Raw genomic sequence first — 16,836 nt, forward strand, 5'->3', positions numbered from 1 at the left:
CCTGCCTTACTTGTCCGCGCCGGTGCCGCCGCCGCCGTGCACGTCACTGGCGTGCTCGCGGATGTGGTCGACGAATCCGTACTCGAGTGCCTCGTCGGCGGTGAACCAGCGGTCGCGGTCACCGTCGGCGTTGATCTGCTCGACGCTCTTGCCCGTCTGCGACGCGGTGATCTCGGCGAGGCGCTTCTTCATCGACAGGATGAGCTGGGCCTGCGTCTGGATGTCGCTGGACGTCCCGCCGAAGCCGCCGTGCGGCTGGTGCAGCAGCACGCGGGCGTTGGGCGTGATGTAGCGCTTGCCCTTGGTGCCGCTGGTCAGCAGCAGCTGGCCCATCGACGCCGCCATGCCGATGCCCACCGTGACGATGTCGTTCGGGACGAACTGCATGGTGTCGTAGATGGCCATGCCCGCGGTGATCGAGCCGCCGGGCGAGTTGATGTAGAGGTAGATGTCCTTGTCGGGATCCTCGGCGGCGAGAAGGAGGATCTTCGCGCAGATCTCATTCGCGTTCTCATCGCGCACCTCAGAGCCCAGCCAGATGATGCGATCCTTCAGCAGCCTGTCGAAGACGCTCGTCGCCATCAGGGGTTCAGCCATGTCAGCTCCTGTTTCCGTGTTTCGGTGATTCGAATCTACCGGCGGCCGGATGCCCGATCCCCCGTGTTCGCCGTCGGCATATCAGCGTGGCGCGGCGGGACGCCCGAAGACGGAAGAAGGCGGATGCCACGACAGCATCCGCCTTCTCTCCTGATGGATCCGCGATCACTCGGCCTTGTCGGCGTCGTCCTTCTTCGCGGCGGTCTTCTTGGCCGGAGCCTTCTTCGCAGCGGGCTTCTTCTCCGCGTCGTCGGCGTCGTCCTTCTTCGCCGGAGCCTTCTTCGCGGCAGGCTTCTTGGCCGGAGCCTTCTTCGCAGCGGGCTTCTCCTCGGCGGGTGCCTCCTCGGCCTCGGCCTCGTCGACGTCGCCGATGAACTCGGAGAGATCGACGGCCTTGCCGTTGCTGTCGACGACCTTCACCTTGCCGAGCACCGAGGCGAGCGCCTTGTTGCGCGCGATCTCGCCGACGAGTGCGGGCAGCTGACCCGCACCCTGCAGCGCCTCGACGAACTCCTGCGGAGCCATGCCGTACTGCGCGGCGGACTGGACGATGTACTGGCTGAGCTCCTCCTGCGAGACCTGCACGTTCGCGCCCTCGGCCACGGTGTCGAGCAGCACCTGGGTGCGGAACTGCTTCTCGCTGGCCTCGGCGACCTCGGCGCGGTGCTCGTCGTCCTCGAGACGGTTCTCGTTCTCGAGGTGGTTGTGCACCTCGTCCTCGATGAGCTGCGGCGGAACGGGGATCTCGACCTTCTCGAGCAGCGCCTCGATGAGCTGGTCGCGAGCGGCGGCTCCCTGGGTGAAGACGCCCTGCTGGCTCACACGCTCGGCGAGGCTGGCGCGCAGTTCCGCGACCGTGTCGAACTCGGATGCCATCTGCGCGAAGTCATCGTCGGCCTCGGGGAGCTCGCGCTCCTTGACCGCCTTGACGCTGACGGAGACCTCGGCCTCCTCACCGGCGTGGTCTCCGCCGATGAGGGTGGAGCGGAACGTCGTCTGCTCACCGGCGGTGAGCGAGTCGATGGCCTCGTCGATGCCCTCGAGGAGCTCGCCGGAGCCGATCTCGTACGACACGCCGTCGGCGCGGTCGATCTCGGTGCCGTCGATGGTGGCGACGAGGTCGAGCTCGACGAAGTCGCCCTTGGCGGCCGGGCGGTCGACGGGGATCAGCGTGCCGAAGCGGGCGCGCAGACCGTCGAGCTCGGCGTCGATGGCGGCGTCGTCGGTCTCGACGGCGTCGACGGTCAGGGTGATGTCATCGAAGGAGGGCAGCTCGATCTCCGGGCGCACGTCGACCTCGACGTCGACGAGCAGATCACCGGAGAAGTCCTTCTCGTTCGGCCACTGCGTGATGTCCGCCGACGGGCGGCCGACGATGCGCACGTTGTGCTCGGCAGCGGCCTCGCGGAAGAACTGGTCGAGCCCCTCGTTGACGGCGTGCTCGATGACCGCACCGCGGCCGATGCGCTGATCGATGATCGGCGCGGGGACCTTGCCCTTGCGGAAACCGGGGATCTGCACGTCCTGCGCGATGTGCTCGTAGGCGTGCGCGATGCTGGGCTTGAGGTCTTCGGGGGTGACCGTGATGCTGAGCTTGACCCGGGTCGGGGACAGCTTCTCGACGGTGCTGTTGGCCATGCTGGTGTGTTCTCCTTGTGGTTTCCGCGTGGACGACGCGGTCGTGAAGTCGGGAGGCCGTGGTCGGGGCGACAGGATTTGAACCTGCGACCTCCCGCTCCCAAAGCGGGCGCTCTACCAAGCTGAGCTACGCCCCGGCTTGAACCCGCGCGCGCAGGAACGGCCTCGTCGAGTCTAACGGACGGCAGCGCTCCCGACGTCCGCTATGCTTGACGAGGCGCTTCCGCAAGGGGGCGTTTCGCGGGGATGTAGCTTAATGGTAAAGCCTTAGTCTTCCAAACTAATGACGCGGGTTCGATTCCCGTCATCCCCTCCGATCGACGAAGGCCCTCACCTGCCAGGTGAGGGCCTTCTCTCATCTGGTGCGCACCCTGATGATCACCGTTGTGCATCATTCAGACAAGCCCGTCCGGGCGTCGCGATATGCCGGTACGCTGGCGCGAGGCGTGCCAGCCACCGCGCCGTCCTGGTTGAGAAGGGAAACTCATGGACACCTCTGCATCCACGCCCGCGGCGACGCCGCCGAACCCGCGCACCCGCACGAAGGCGATCATCGCCATCGCCGCAGGAGCCGCACTGCTGCTGGGCGGCGGCACGACGCTCGCCTACTGGAGCACCAGTCAGGTGCTCGACGTCGGCACGATCAACAGCGGCGACCTGAACATGGTCACCTCGGGCACGCCGGCGTGGACGCTGCAGGGCGTCGCGGACGACGCGCCGGCCACCGTCGCCGACCCGACTGCCGTCGAGATCGTCCCCGGCGACGTCCTCACGATGACGCAGGACGTCACCCTGACCGTTCAGGGCGACACGCTCACGGCCGAGCTGGCGATCGCTCAGGGAACGATCCCGACCGGGCTCACCGCGTCGGTGGCGTCGACCGGCGTCACCCCCACCGCGATCACCGCGGCGGATGACGGCAAGACCGTCACCGTGACCGTGACGATCACCTTCGACGGAGCCACCGCGAACCGCGACCTGGTGAACACGGCGTTCGACCTCGGCGACGTCACCCTGACGCTGTCGCAGCTCAGCGCCTGACGCGGAGCGCATGCGCAGGCTCGTCATCGGCGCCGCAGCGGGGGTCGTCCTGACCCTCGCGGCGGCGACGGGCGTGTCCGCTTACTGGCAGGCACAGCAGCGGCTGGACCTCTCGTCGACGTCGTCGGGGGACCTGGACCTGGACGCATCCTGGCGAGACGGACCGCCGACGTGGTCACGGCTCCTTCCGGGGGCTTCGACGCAGGATGCGACTATCAGGGTGACATCGTTCAGCTCCGGAACGACGCTGCGCTGGAAACTCAGGGTGCAGCACTCGGCCACCTCCGAGTTACAGAATCACCTGACGTTCGCCGCTTGGGAGGGTCAATGCGGAACCGGTACGCCGATCCCCGACGCGGGCATCGGCGATCTCGCGCCCAACGAGATCATCGATGTCTGCGTCCGATTCTCGTTGTCGCCGACCGCCCCCGCCTCGTTGCAGAACCGTGATTTCGCGGCGAGCATCACAATGATCGCTGAGCAGGCGACCTCATGACCACACTTTCCAGACCTCGCCTCGGCGTGAGTGCGGGCGCGGCCGCCGTGATGCTGATCATGATGATGATCCTGGCACCTTCCTCGTCGTCGTTCGCGTACTGGAGCGCATCGAGCGACCCGCTCACGCGCCCTCTGAACACCGCAGCGGTGCCGGTGATCCCTGACCTGAAGTGCACATCGATGTCCCCTGTGGTCAGTTCATACGCTGCGCTTTCCTGGGACCCTGCGCAGCTGGGTACGGCGCCTGGCAGCGTCACCTATGAAGTCTGGCTGCGCAGCGCGGACAGGGCCACCCGTGTACAGGTGTCCCGTACCAACCCCACTGCACGGACCGAGAACATCTACGCCTCGCTGTCCGACCTGCTGGGCGGTCTCACCGACCTGCTGCTCGGCGGAAAGCCGATCTACGCGGAGGTGATCACCGTGCACTCGTCTGGCTGGCGGTCTGCACCGAGCGACGGAGAGCCGATCGTTCGCACCGGACTGCTCCCCGGCGTTCTCGGTGGGTTCCGATGCCAGTAGCGCCACGCACTTCGATCCCTGGCCGCGTTGCGCGAGTCCTCAGCGCCACCGTGCTCGTGCTCGTCAGCGCGGTCGCCCTTCTTGGGGTGGTCTTCCCCTTGCTGCTCGGCGCGCAGACCTACACGGTGCTCACCGGAAGCATGCGACCAGGTCTTGAGCCGGGCACGCTCATCGCCGTGCGCGCGGTGGATGCCGCCGACATCCGCATCGGCGACGTCATCACCTTCCAGCTGCGCTCCGGTGAACCCGAGGTGGCGACCCACCGCGTCGTCGCCGTCGGCGTGGACGGAAGCGGCGAGCGGGTCTTCACGACGCGTGGCGATGCCAACGACACGGCCGATCGGGATCCGGTCCGAGCTGTGCAGATCCGCGGTGTGCTGGTGTACGCCGTGCCTTGGCTCGGTCATCTGAGCCTGTGGGCGTCGCCCGCGACCAAGTCGGCGCTGATCGTCGTCCTCGGTCTCGGCGCCATCACCTGGGGTGTCATCGCGCTGCTGCGCGACGCGTCCCGTCGTCGTCGCGCAGCGGCGGCCGTCGCCACCATGATCGTCGCGACGTGCCTTCCGCTGCTGGCACCGCCGCCCGCGGCGCACGCCGCGGAACAGGATCTTCTGCAGCTCAGCTCCGACGGCACGACCTGGTCGGACGGTTCCACCATCACCCTGGTCGAAGGCAGCTCGAGGATCGTGCCCGGTGACACGGTGCGCACGCGCCTCTGGGTGCGCAACACGGCGCCGGACGGGGGCGACCTGGCGGTGACCGCGCACTGGGAGCCGACCGACTCCGCCGATCACCGTGACACGGCGCTGACCCGCGCCCTCACGGCGGATGCCGTGGCGCCCGCTCGCCTGGGCCCGGGTGCGGTCGGCACGGTGGACGTGGCTCTCGCCCTCCCCGCATCCGCGGACGACACAACCCGGCGCGGGTCTTCCGATCTCGTCGTCACCGTGCGGCTGACCCAGGAGATCCGGGACGGATCGCTGCCGCGCACCGGATCCGAACCGCCGTTGCCGCTGCTTGCCGCAGCTGGCGCTCTCGTGGTCCTCGGCGCGGCACTCCTGATGCTGCGACGCCGCCGACGCTGAGGCGCCCGCAGAGCGACAGGACCCCCGAGGCCGAAGCCCCGGGGGTCCTGTACATCTGCAGTGGGATCAGCTCTGACCGCGTCGCTCGCGCAACTGCGTAAGCGCATCTTCGAGGAGCTGCTCGGCCTCTTCGTCGCTGCGGCGCTCCTTCACGTAGGCGAGGTGCGTCTTGTACGGTTCGGCCTTGGCGAGGGCCGGCGGGTTCTGCCGATCGCGCCCCGCCGGAAGCCCGCTGTGAGGATGGTCGATCGTCTCGGGGATCTCCTCGTCGGGCAGACCGGCGGCGAAGTACCGGACGGTCTCGTTGCCGAGCCCGTCCCAGTAAGACACGGCGATGCGGTCGGCGTGATATCCATGGTCCTGCTCGCCCATCGGCCCGGAGCCGACGCGCGTGCCGCGGATCGCGTTTCCACCCGTGGCCATCAGATCACCTGGAACTTCGTGATGAGCCCGAGGGCCACGATCGAGACGAACCACACGAGCGCGAGCACGACCGTGAACCGGTTGAGGTTGCGCTCGGCGAGGCCCGACGAACCGACGGCCGCGGACATGCCGCCGCCGAACATGTCCGACAGGCCGCCGCCGCGGCCCTTGTGAAGAAGAATGAGGAGCGTCAGCAGAACGCTGCTGATACCCAGCAGCACCTGCAGGACGAACTCGAGAACCACCACGGGATGAAAGCCTTTCGCCAGGGCCGGAAACGGCCCGCCTAGCTGTCGATTATACGACGAGGCGCAGCGGCGCCCCGTCCGACTCACACGCCGACGTGCTTCTCGAAGCGCACGATCGCGGCGAACTCGTCCACCACGAGGCTCGCGCCGCCCACGAGAGCGCCGTCCACATCGGGCTCCCGCATGAAGCTGGCGATGTTGCCGGACTTCACCGATCCTCCGTAGAGGATGCGCGTGCGCGCGGCCGCCGCGTCGTCCAGGACGCCGGCGAGAACCTTCCGAAGCGCCGCGCAGACGTCCTGCGCCTGCGCCGGCGTCGCGGCCTGGCCGGACCCGATCGCCCAGACGGGCTCGTAGGCGACGACGATGTCGGCGGACGCCGCCACACCCTCCAGCGCCTTCTCGAGCTGGCCTGCGGGAACGGCGCTGGCACCGTGCTTCTCCAGGTCCTCGGCCGTCTCGCCCACGCAGATCACCGGGACGAGACCGTGCTTGAGCGCGGCCTTGACCTTCGCGTTCACGAGCTCGTCGCTCTCCCGGTGGTACTCGCGGCGCTCGGAGTGCCCGATGATCACGTAGCGCAGACCGAGCTTCGACAGGAAGGCCCCGGAGACTTCCCCGGTGTACGCGCCGGAGTCGTGAGCCGAGAGGTCCTGTGCACCCAGGGCGAACGGAATCTTGTCCGCATCGACCAGCGTCTGCACGGAGCGGATGTCCGTGAACGGCGGGAAGACCGCCACCTCGACCGAATCCCCCTCGTGGCCCGCATCCTTCAGCGTCCAGTGCAGCTTCTGCACCGTCGCCACCGCCTGCAGGTGGTCGAGGTTCATCTTCCAGTTCCCCGCGATCAGCGGGGTACGAGTCGTCACTGCCATCCGAGGACCTCCAGTCCGGGTAGCTTCTTGCCTTCGAGGAACTCCAGGCTCGCGCCTCCGCCCGTCGAGATGTGCCCGAACCGGTCGTCCGAGAATCCCAGCTGGCGCACCGCCGCGGCGGAGTCGCCTCCGCCGACGACCCCGAGACCGTCGACCTCGGTCAGCGCCTCGGCGACGGCCTTGGTGCCCGCGGCGAACGCCGCGAACTCGAAGACGCCCATCGGGCCGTTCCAGAACACGGTGCGGGATCCGCGAATGGCCTCGGCGAAAAGAGCCGCCGTGTCCGGTCCGATGTCGAGGCCGATGCCGGATGCTCCGAACGAGCTCTGCTCGATGGCATCCGCCGCGACGGTCTCGTGCTCGGCATCCGCCGCGAAGGACGAGGCGACGACGACGTCCGTCGGGAGCAGCAGCTCGACACCGCGGTCCTTCGCCTCGGCGATGTACCCGCGGACGGTGTCGAGCTGGTCCTTCTCGAGCAGGCTGGATGCCACCGCGTGGCCCTGGGCGGCGAGGAACGTGAACAGCATCCCACCGCCGACCAGCACTCGGTCCACACGGGGAAGCAGGTGCGAGATCACACCGAGCTTGTCGCTGACCTTCGAACCGCCGAGGACCACCGTGTACGGGCGCTCAGGGTTCTCGGTCAGGCGGTCGAGCACGTCCAGCTCGGTCGCGATCAGCAGTCCCGCCGCCGAGGGCAGGATCTGGGCGAGGTCGTAGACGCTCGCCTGCTTGCGGTGGACGACACCGAAGCCGTCCGAGACCAGCGCATCGCCGAGGGCCGCCAGCTCCGCCGCGAACGCCTGGCGCGTCGCGTCGTCCTTGGCGGTCTCCCCGGCGTTGAAGCGCAGGTTCTCCAGCACCACGACTCCGCCGTCCTCGGTCGACGCCACGGCTTCGTGCGCCGATTCGCCGACGGTGTCGCGAGCGAAGGCCACCGGCTTGCCGAGCAGCTCGGAAAGTCGCTGCGCCACCGGTTCGAGACTGTACTGCGGGTCAGGCGCGCCGTCGGGACGCCCGAGGTGCGAGCACACGATCACGCGGGCGCCCGCGTTGATCAGAGCGTCCAGAGTCGGCAGCGATGCACGCACGCGGCCGTCGTCGGTGATCACGCCGTCCCGCAGGGGGACGTTCAGGTCGCACCGGACGATGACGCGCTTGCCCGCGAGTGAGCCCAGGGAGTCGAGAGTGCGCAGCGTCATGGATCAGAGACGCTCAGCCACGTACTCGGTCAGGTCGACGAGGCGGTTGGAGTAGCCCCACTCGTTGTCGTACCAGCTGGAGACCTTGACGAGGTTGCCGCTGACGTTGGTCAGCTCGGCGTCGAAGATCGAGGAGTGCGGGTTGAGCTGGATGTCGCTTGAGACGATCGGGTCCTCGGTGTACTGCAGGATGCCCTGCAGGCGTCCGTCCGCGGCGGCGGCCCGGTACGCCGCGTTGATCTCCTCGACCGTCAGGTCATCGCGGTCGGCGATGATCGTCAGGTCGACGATCGAGCCGGTGGGAACGGGGACGCGGTACGAGGAGCCGCTCAGCTTGCCGTTGAGCTCGGGGAGCACCAGGCCGATGGCCTTGGCGGCGCCGGTCGAGGCGGGGACGATGTTGATCGCGGCCGCGCGAGCGCGGCGCAGGTCGCTGTGCGGGCCGTCCTGGAGGTTCTGGTCGGCCGTGTAGGCGTGCGCGGTCATCATGAAGCCGCGCTGGATGCCGAAGGTGTCGTTGAACACCTTCGCGAGCGGTGCGAGGCAGTTCGTGGTGCACGACGCGTTGGAGATGATGCTGTGGTTGGCGGGGTCGTAGGTGTCCTCGTTCACACCGACGACGAAGGTGCCGTCCACATCCGTTCCCGGAGCCGAGATGATGACCTTCTTCGCGCCGCCGGCGATGTGCTTGCCGGCATCGGCGGCCTTCGTGAAGCGCCCGGTCGACTCGATGACGATGTCGACGCCCAGCTCGCCCCACGGAAGGGCCGCGGGGTCGCGCTCCTCGAACACCTTGATCGCCTTGCCGCCGACCGTGATCACGTCGCCCTCGTGCGAGACGTCGACGCCGAGCGGCCCGCCGACCGAGTCGTACTTCAGGAGGTGTGCAAGAGCCGCGTTGTCGGTGAGGTCGTTGACCGCGACGATCTCGAGGTCAGCGTCCTGCGCGAGTGCCGCGCGGAGGAAGTTACGTCCGATACGACCGAAGCCGTTGATACCGATCTTGACAGACACGAAAGTCTCCTGGTTCTTAAGAGGGTTTCCTGCGGGGTACGCGGACAACGGCGTCCTGATGGGCGAATCGCCCATCAGGACGCCCATGTTTTACGACAGTACCAGCAGACCAGAGGTCTTCTCACGCGCGATTTCAAACCGCTGCGCCACGTTCTCCCAGTTCGCGATGTTCCACGCGGCCTTGACGTAGTCGGCCTTGACGTTGAGGTAGTCCAGGTAGAACGCGTGCTCCCACATGTCCAGCTGGAACAGCGGCACCGTGCCCTGCGCGGTGTTGGCCTGCTGGTCGAACAGCTGCTGGATGATGAGGCGGCCGCCGATCGGGTCCCAGCTGAGCACCGCCCATCCCGAGCCCTGGATGCCCGTGGCCGCCGCCGTGAAGTGGGCCTGGAACTTCTCGAAGGAGCCGAAGTACTCGTCGATCGCCGCCTTCAGCTCGCCCTCGGGCTGTCCGCCCCCGTTCGGGGAGAGGTTCGTCCAGAAGATCGAGTGGTTCACGTGGCCGCCGAGGTTGAAGGCCAGGTCCTTCTCGAGCTTGTTCACGTTGGCGAGGTTGCCGGTCTCGCGGGCCTCGGCGAGTCCGTCGAGGGCGGCGTTCGCACCGGTGACGTAGGCCGCGTGATGCTTGTCATGGTGCAGTTCCATGATCTTGCCGCTGATGTGGGGCTCCAGCGCCGCGAAGTCGTAGGGAAGGTCGGGGAGCGTGTAGGTCGCCATGTCGAATTCATCCAATCCGCGCCGCGCCGCGGCGCTTGCCGATCCCCGCGGCACCGTGTGCGCCGCGGAGCAGACGTTTCACATCCTACTGACGGCAACAGGAGCTGCGGAGGGAACCTTCCCCGGATGACGACTTCCGTCACGCCCGCGCGTGTCGTGCGCCGGACGCCGGATCAGTCGTCGAGTCCGGCGGGCACGGCGGCTTCGGTTCCCGGGATGCCCTCCTGCTGCGCGCGCTTGTCGGCCATCGCCAGCAGACGGCGGATGCGACCGGCCACGGCGTCCTTCGTGAGGGGCGGGTCGGCGTGGTGCCCCAGCTCGTCGAGGCTGGCGTCGCGGTGAGCGAGGCGCAGACTGCCGGCGGTGCGCAGGTGATCGGGCACGTCGTCGCCGAGGATCTCGAGCGCGCGCTCGACGCGGGCGCAGGCCGCGACGGCCGCCTGCGCGGAGCGGCGCAGGTTCGCGTCGTCGAAGTTCACCAGGCGGTTCACGCCCGCGCGCACCTCACGGCGCTGACGCATCTCCTCCCAGGTCACGGCGGTGCGCCGTGCGCCCATCGCGGTGAGGATCGCCCGGATGGCCTCGCCCTCGCGCACGACGACACGCGGCAGGCCCCGCACCTCGCGGGCCTTCGCCGTGACGCCGAGCCGGTGCGCGGCGCCGACGAGCGCCATCGCGGCCTCGCCCGACGGGCAGGACACCTCGAGCATGGCGGAGCGCCCGGGCTCGCTCAGCGAGCCTGCCGCGAGGAACGCGCCGCGCCAGATGCCCGCCAGCTCCTCCGGCGACCCCGTGGTGAGCCGGTTCGGAAGACCGCGCACGGCGCGGCGCCTGGCGTCGAGCAGGCCGGTCTGCCGAGCGAGGGTCTCCCCCGCGCCGATCACCCGCACGGCCCAGCGCGCGCCGTCGTTGACCCCGCTGCCCTGCGCCGTGCTGGACTTCACCTGGGCGATCTCCGGGCGCACGCCGAAGATCTCGGCGAGGTCGCGGCTGACGCGGCGAGCGAGCGTCTCGGCATCCACCTCGGCCTCGACGGCCACGCGGCCGGCGATCGAGTGCAGCCCACCGGCGAAGCGGAGAATGGTCGTCACCTCGGCGACACGCACCGTCGGGGGTGCGTTGCGGATGCTGACGAGCTCAGCCTTGACGTCGGTGGTTAGTGCCACGGGACTCCCTCACGATCCACGCGTCGGGTCGCGACGCAAGGGACTAGCCTACAAGGCCGCGGAGGTTCTCACCGCCCGCGTCCGGAGAGATCACTCGCGTCCGAGGTCGCGGTGACGCACGTTGACGGCGACGCCCGGCGCTTCGGCGAGTCGACGGGCCAGCTCCTCCACCACTGCGACCGAGCGGTGCTTGCCGCCGGTGCAGCCGATCGCCACCGTCGAATGGCTCTTGTTCTCGCGCTGATAGCCCTCCAGCACGGGGCGCAGCGTCTGCGTGTAGGCGTCGAGGAACTCCGAGGCTCCTGGCCTCGACAACACGTAGTCGCGCACGTCCGCATCCTGTCCCGAGTGGTCGCGCAGCGCCTCGTTCCAGAACGGGTTGGGCAGGAAACGCATGTCGGCGACGTGATCGACGTCGGTGGGAACGCCGTACTTGAAGCCGAAGCTGAGCAGGGTCAGCCGATGCCGTGCCGCTCCCTCCTCGGAGAACATCTCCGAGACCTGCATGGCGAGCTGGTGGATGTTCAGGTTCGAGGTGTCGATGAGCAGATCCGCGCCCTCGCGGATCGGGTTCAGTCGCGAGCGCTCGGTGCGGATGCCGTCGAGCAGGGTGCCGTCGCCCTGCAGCGGATGGGGGCGGCGCACCGACTCGAATCGACGCACCAGCACGTCGTCGGAGGCGTCCAGGAACAGCACCTTCACGTCGCCGCGGGAGCGCAGCGTGCTGGCCACGCCGGAGAAGTCGTCGAACAGGTTGCGCCCGCGCACATCGACGACCGCCGCGATCTTGGGCAGGTTGCCGGCACCCATGTCGGTGAGGTCGAGAAGCGGACGCAGGATCTGCGGCGGCAGGTTGTCGACCACGTACCAGCCGAGATCCTCGAGTGCGTTCGCCGCCGTCGACCGCCCGGCGCCCGACATGCCCGTGACGATCAGGAACTCGCCCTCTTCAGACGCCGCCATCGTCGACTCTCCCTTCCCTCCGTTCCAGCCTATCCAGTCGGGCTCGCCTCGACGCCGGCGAGATGCGCATGGATGCCGGCCGCCAGCGTCGGACCGATGCCGGTGACCTCCGCGATCTGCTCGGGCGCGGCCGCCCGCAGCGCGGTCACGGATCCGAAGTGCTTCAGCAGCGCCTTGATCCGCGATTCGCCCAGGCCGGGGATCTCACTGAGCACGGTGCTGATGTCGCGGCGCCGCCGGCGCCGCTGGTGGGTGATGGCGAAGCGGTGCGCCTCGTCGCGGAGTCGCTGCACGAGGTACAGCGCCTCGCTGGTTCGCGGCAGGATCACCGGGAAGTCGTCATCGGGTACCCAGATCTCCTCCAGACGCTTCGCGATCCCGCACAGCGCGATGTCATCGCGTCCGCTGTCGCGCAGCGCACGAGCGGCTGCCTGCACCTGCGGCTGCCCGCCGTCGACGATGAGCAGCTGCGGCTTGTACGCGAAGCGCGGCCTGCGCTTCACGCCCGCCTGCACCTCCTCGTCCGAGAGCTCTTCCTGCGGCGGGGCGTCCACGCGTGCGAGGCGCCGCATGAGCACCTGATACATCGAGTCCGTGTCGTCGGTGGTCTCTGCGATGTTGAACGAGCGGTACTGGTCCTTGCGGGGCAGCCCGTCCTCGAACACGACCATCGAGGCGACGACATTGGTGCCGCCCAGATGCGAGATGTCGAAGCATTCGATCCTCAGCGGAGCCTCATCCATCCCCAGCGCCTCCTGCAGGTCGGTGAGCGCCTGCGTGCGTGCCACGTAGTCACTGGTACGGCGGGTCTTGTGCCGCAGCAGCGCCTGCTGGGCGTTCAGGGTGGCCGTGCGCATCAGCTCGGCGCGCTGACCGCGCTGGGCGACGGAGATCTCGACGCGGCGCCCGCGCCTGTCGCGCAGCCACTGCTCCAGCTCACTCGCATCGTCGGGAAGCACCGGCACCAGCACACGCCGCGGAATGTCCGCCGCCTCACCGTATGCGCGCTGCAGCACTTGGTCCACGAGCTCGCCGCGAGAGATGTCCAATTCCTTGTCGAGGGTCAGCGATCGCACGCCGCGCACGCGCCCCCCGCGGATCACGAAGTGGTGCACGGCTGCGGAGAGCTCGTCCTCCGCGACACCGAACAGGTCCGCATCCTCGTCGGCCGGCAGCACCAGCGCGCTCTTGCCGAGCACGGCCTCGATGGCGGAGAGCTTGTCGCGGTGCCTCGCCGCGGCTTCGTAGTCCATCGCGGCGGATGCTGCGAGCATGCGCTTGCGAAGATCGCGGGTGAATCTCTCGTCGCCGCCGGCCATGAACGCGACGAAGTCGTCGACCATGGCCCGGTGCTCCTCGATCGTGCAGGTCATCGAGCACGGCCCCCCGCACTTGCCGATCTGCCCCGGGAAGCACGGGCGTCCGGTCTGCATGGCGCGCTTGTAGCTCGCGTCGCTGCAGGTGCGGATCGGGAACGCCTTGACCATCAGGTCGATGGTCTCGTGCACCGCCCACACCTTCGGATACGGCCCGAAGTACCGTGCCCCTCGGATGTTCCGGTTGCGCGTGACGAGCACCCTCGGAGCCTCGTCGGCAAGCGTGATGGCCATGAACGGATAGGACTTGTCGTCCTTGTAGCGCACGTTGAACGGCGGATCGAACTCCTTGATCCACATGTACTCGAGCTGGAGTGAATCGACGTCGGTCGCCACGACGGTCCATTCCACCGAGGCGGCGGTCGTGACCATCCGCCGGGTGCGCTCGTGCAGCGTGCGCAGCGGTGCAAAGTAGTTCGACAGCCGCTGACGCAGGTTCTTCGCCTTGCCGACGTAGAGCACGCGTCCCTCGGCGTCGCGGAAGCGGTACACGCCGGGGTCGGTGGGGATCTCACCCGCCCGCGGCTTGTACGGCAGGACGTCCGCCATCAGCCCGCCTTGCGCTCGGCGCGTTCGTCGCCCAGGATCTCAGCGAGGAAGCGGCCGGTGTGACTCTCCTCCACTCGCGCGATCTGCTCGGGCGTGCCGGTGGCGAGGATCTCACCGCCGCCCGATCCGCCCTCGGGACCGAGATCGATGACCCAGTCGGACGATTTGATCACGTCGAGGTTGTGCTCGATGACGATCACCGTGTTGCCCTTGTCGACCAGGCCGTTGAGCACCTCGAGCAGCTTGCGGACATCTTCGAAGTGCAATCCGGTCGTCGGCTCGTCGAGCACGTAGATGCTGCGGCCGTTGCTTCGGCGCTGCAGCTCGGTGGCGAGCTTGACGCGCTGCGCCTCGCCGCCCGACAGCGTGGTCGCCGCCTGTCCGAGACGCACGTATCCCAGACCCACGTCGACGAGCGTCTTCATGTAGCGGTGGATCGCCTGGATCGGCTCGAAGAACTCCGCGGCCTCGGCGATCGGCATCTCAAGCACCTCGGCGATGTTCTTGCCCTTGTAGTGCACGGCCAGGGTGTCGCGGTTGTACCGCTTGCCGTGGCAGACCTCGCAGTCCACGTACACGTCGGGCAGGAAGTTCATCTCGATCTTGATCGTGCCGTCGCCCGAGCACGCGTCGCAGCGCCCGCCCTTGACGTTGAAGCTGAACCGGCCCGGCTGGTAGCCGCGCACCTTCGCCTCCGGCGTCTCGCTGAAGAGCGTGCGGATCCGATCGAACACACCCGTGTACGTCGCCGGATTCGAGCGCGGAGTGCGGCCGATCGGCGCCTGGTCGACGTGCACCACCTTGTCGAGGTTGTCGAGCCCGGTGACGCGCGTGTGCTTGCCCGGCACGGTGCGGGCGCCGTTGAGGCGCGCCGCGAGCACCTGGTAGAGGATGTCGTTGACGAGCGACGACTTGCCGGATCCGCTCACGCCCGTGACCGAGGTGAGAACGCCCAGCGGGAAGTCGGCGGTGACGTTCTTCAGATTGTTCGCGCGGGCGCCGACGACGCTCAGCATCCGCTTGCGATCGATCTTGCGACGCTTGCGCGGTGTGGCGATCTCCCGACGTCCCGCGAGGTAGTCGCCGGTCATCGAGTCCGTCTCGCCCAGCAGCGCGGAGTACGGCCCGGAGTGCACGACGCGCCCTCCGTTGACACCCGCACCCGGTCCGATGTCGACGACCCAGTCGGCGGCTTCGATGGTCTCCTCGTCGTGCTCGACGACGATGAGCGTGTTGCCCAGATCGCGCAGGCGCACCAGGGTCTCGATGAGGCGGCGGTTGTCGCGCTGGTGCAGCCCGATGGAGGGCTCGTCGAGCACGTACAGCACGCCGGTCAGTCCCGAGCCGATCTGCGTGGCCAGGCGGATGCGCTGCGCCTCGCCACCGGAGAGCGACCCGGCCGAGCGGCCGAGATTCAGATACGACAGTCCCACCTGCAGCAGGAACTCCAGGCGCAGACGGATCTCGCGCAGGACCTGCGCCGCGATCTTCGCCTCGCGATCGGTCAGCTCGAGGGTGTGCATGAACGTGCTCGCGTCCGCGAGGCTGAGACTCGACACCTCGGCGATCGAGTGTCCGTGCACCTTGACGGCCAGCACCTCCGGCTTGAGGCGCGCACCATCGCACACCGGGCACGGCACCTCGCGCAGGTACTCGCCCCAGCGGCCGCGCTGCGTGTCGGACTCGGCCTGCATGTACTGGCGCTCGATGTAGGGGACCACGCCCTCGAAGCCGGACGTGTAGCGCATCTCACGTCCGTAGCGGTTCTTCCATTTGACGCTGACCTTGTAGTTGTCGCCCCGCAGCACGGCTTCGCGCACGTCGGAGTGCAGCCGGTTCCACGGCGTGTCCAGGGAGAAGTCGAGGTCTCGCGCAAGGCCCTCCAGCAGTCGCTCGTAGTACTGGAACAGTCCCTTGCCCTGCGTCGTCCACGGCAGGATCGCCCCCTCCCGGATCGAGAGGTCCTCATCGCCCAGCAGCAGATCGACGTCGACGGACATCCGCGTGCCCAGACCCGAGCACGCCGGGCACGCCCCGAACGGTGCGTTGAAGGAGAAGGTCCGCGGCTCGATCTCGGTGAGCGTGATCGGATGACCGTTGGGACAGGCGAGCTTCTCGGAGAAGGACTGCCAGGCATCGTCTCCGGTCTCGTCGACGAAGTTCACCTGCATGATGCCGCCTGCCAGACCCAGTGCGGTCTCGACCGAGTCGGTGACCCGGCCGAGGATATCGGCGGAGGCGACGAGCCGGTCCACGACGACGGCGATGTCGTGCTTGTAGCTCTTCTTCAGTGTGGGCGGCTCGGCGAGCTGGATGAGCTCGCCGTCCACGATCGCGCGCGAGTACCCTTTCGCGCCCAGCTCCTTGAAGAGGTCGACGAACTCGCCCTTCTTCTGCGAGACGACCGGTGCCACGATCTGGTAGCGCGTGCGGTCGGGCAGCTCCATGAGCTGATCGGCGATCTGCTGCACCGTCTGCCGCTGGATGCGCTCACCGCACTCGGGGCAGTGCGGAACGCCGATGCGCGCCCACAGCAGGCGCATGTAGTCGTGGATCTCGGTGATCGTGCCGACCGTGGAACGGGGGTTGCGGTTGGTCGACTTCTGATCGATCGACACCGCGGGGCTCAGGCCCTCGATGAAATCGACGTCGGGACGATCCACCTGCCCGAGGAACTGACGCGCGTACGCGCTCAGCGACTCGACGTAGCGACGCTGTCCCTCGGCGAAGATCGTGTCGAACGCGAGACTGGACTTCCCCGACCCGGACAGCCCGGTGAAGACGACGAGGGAGTCACGGGGGATGTCGAGGTCGACGTTCTTGAGATTGTGCACGCGGGCACCGCGGACACTGAGTTTTCCGGAGGAGGCGACAGGAACAATGGGCACCAGACAAGTCTAGGAGGGGCCACCGACACTG

The 16,836-nt window shown here is 68.1% G+C and carries 16 protein-coding genes and 2 tRNA genes; 5 read left to right on the forward strand and 13 right to left on the reverse strand.

Annotation, left to right across the window (positions count from 1 at the left end; translation table 11 throughout):
• Positions 1-6: 6 nt before the first annotated feature.
• The 3 genes from ACFWHT_RS09165 to ACFWHT_RS09175 form a co-directional block, all read right to left on the reverse strand.
• Complete coding sequence (locus ACFWHT_RS09165) at positions 7-597, reverse strand: ATP-dependent Clp protease proteolytic subunit (protein ID WP_378827552.1); 591 nt, start codon at positions 595-597, stop codon at positions 7-9.
• 165 nt (positions 598-762) lie between these two features.
• Complete coding sequence (tig, locus tag ACFWHT_RS09170) at positions 763-2,235, reverse strand: trigger factor (protein ID WP_378827553.1); 1,473 nt, start codon at positions 2,233-2,235, stop codon at positions 763-765.
• A 60-nt stretch (positions 2,236-2,295) separates the two neighbouring features.
• Positions 2,296-2,372 (reverse strand) — tRNA-Pro (locus ACFWHT_RS09175).
• Positions 2,373-2,477: 105 nt separating this feature from the next.
• Here ACFWHT_RS09175 and ACFWHT_RS09180 point away from each other — a divergent pair.
• The 5 genes from ACFWHT_RS09180 to ACFWHT_RS09200 all read left to right on the forward strand — a co-directional run bounded on the left by ACFWHT_RS09180 (position 2,478) and on the right by ACFWHT_RS09200 (position 5,381).
• Positions 2,478-2,548 (forward strand) — tRNA-Gly (locus ACFWHT_RS09180).
• Between the two features lie 173 nt (positions 2,549-2,721).
• Positions 2,722-3,276, forward strand: a complete 555-nt coding sequence (locus ACFWHT_RS09185) for an alternate-type signal peptide domain-containing protein (protein ID WP_378827555.1) — start codon at positions 2,722-2,724, stop codon at positions 3,274-3,276.
• Between the two features lie 220 nt (positions 3,277-3,496).
• Entirely contained in the window at positions 3,497-3,772 is a 276-nt protein-coding gene (locus ACFWHT_RS09190) for a hypothetical protein (RefSeq protein ID WP_378827557.1), read from the forward strand.
• On the forward strand, positions 3,769-4,296 hold the full coding sequence (locus tag ACFWHT_RS09195; protein WP_378827559.1) for a hypothetical protein: 528 nt from the start codon (positions 3,769-3,771) through the stop codon (positions 4,294-4,296). Before ACFWHT_RS09190 ends, ACFWHT_RS09195 begins: the two co-directional genes overlap by 4 nt.
• Complete coding sequence (locus ACFWHT_RS09200; protein WP_378827560.1) at positions 4,287-5,381, forward strand: signal peptidase I; 1,095 nt, start codon at positions 4,287-4,289, stop codon at positions 5,379-5,381. The genes ACFWHT_RS09195 and ACFWHT_RS09200 overlap by 10 nt, the downstream gene beginning before the upstream one ends.
• Before the next feature lie 66 nt (positions 5,382-5,447).
• Here ACFWHT_RS09200 and ACFWHT_RS09205 read toward each other — a convergent pair whose 3' ends face one another.
• From ACFWHT_RS09205 to uvrA, 10 genes are all read right to left on the reverse strand, one after another.
• A complete protein-coding gene (locus ACFWHT_RS09205) occupies positions 5,448-5,804 on the reverse strand; it encodes an RNA polymerase-binding protein RbpA (RefSeq protein ID WP_378827562.1) in 357 nt (118 codons plus the stop codon).
• The gene (gene secG / locus ACFWHT_RS09210; protein WP_378827564.1) at positions 5,804-6,052 is read right to left on the reverse strand and encodes a preprotein translocase subunit SecG; all 249 of its coding nucleotides are present in this window, start codon (positions 6,050-6,052) and stop codon (positions 5,804-5,806) included. Before secG ends, ACFWHT_RS09205 begins: the two co-directional genes overlap by 1 nt.
• 83 nt (positions 6,053-6,135) lie before the next feature.
• Positions 6,136-6,927 carry a triose-phosphate isomerase gene (tpiA, locus tag ACFWHT_RS09215; protein ID WP_378827566.1) on the reverse strand — a complete coding sequence of 264 codons (792 nt, stop codon included), beginning with the start codon at positions 6,925-6,927 and terminating at the stop codon, positions 6,136-6,138.
• Entirely contained in the window at positions 6,918-8,132 is a 1,215-nt protein-coding gene (locus tag ACFWHT_RS09220; RefSeq protein ID WP_378827569.1) for a phosphoglycerate kinase, read from the reverse strand. Before ACFWHT_RS09220 ends, tpiA begins: the two co-directional genes overlap by 10 nt.
• A 3-nt stretch (positions 8,133-8,135) precedes the next feature.
• Positions 8,136-9,146, reverse strand: coding sequence for a type I glyceraldehyde-3-phosphate dehydrogenase (gene gap / locus ACFWHT_RS09225; protein ID WP_378827570.1), 1,011 nt, complete (start codon positions 9,144-9,146; stop codon positions 8,136-8,138).
• A gap of 90 nt (positions 9,147-9,236) precedes the next feature.
• Positions 9,237-9,863 (reverse strand): superoxide dismutase, encoded by a 627-nt coding sequence (locus ACFWHT_RS09230; RefSeq protein ID WP_378827571.1) that lies wholly within the window; start codon positions 9,861-9,863, stop codon positions 9,237-9,239.
• Between the two features lie 173 nt (positions 9,864-10,036).
• Positions 10,037-11,029, reverse strand: a complete 993-nt coding sequence (whiA, locus tag ACFWHT_RS09235) for a DNA-binding protein WhiA (protein ID WP_378827573.1) — start codon at positions 11,027-11,029, stop codon at positions 10,037-10,039.
• A 90-nt stretch (positions 11,030-11,119) separates the two neighbouring features.
• Positions 11,120-11,992, reverse strand: coding sequence for an RNase adapter RapZ (rapZ, locus tag ACFWHT_RS09240; RefSeq protein ID WP_378827575.1), 873 nt, complete (start codon positions 11,990-11,992; stop codon positions 11,120-11,122).
• 29 nt (positions 11,993-12,021) lie between these two features.
• The gene (uvrC, locus tag ACFWHT_RS09245; protein ID WP_378827577.1) at positions 12,022-13,917 is read right to left on the reverse strand and encodes an excinuclease ABC subunit UvrC; all 1,896 of its coding nucleotides are present in this window, start codon (positions 13,915-13,917) and stop codon (positions 12,022-12,024) included.
• Complete coding sequence (gene uvrA, locus ACFWHT_RS09250) at positions 13,917-16,805, reverse strand: excinuclease ABC subunit UvrA (protein ID WP_378827578.1); 2,889 nt, start codon at positions 16,803-16,805, stop codon at positions 13,917-13,919. Before uvrA ends, uvrC begins: the two co-directional genes overlap by 1 nt.
• Between the last annotated feature and the right edge of the window lie 31 nt (positions 16,806-16,836).

The organism is Microbacterium sp. NPDC058342 (genome assembly GCF_042723935.1).
GTDB lineage: Bacteria > Actinomycetota > Actinomycetes > Actinomycetales > Microbacteriaceae > Microbacterium.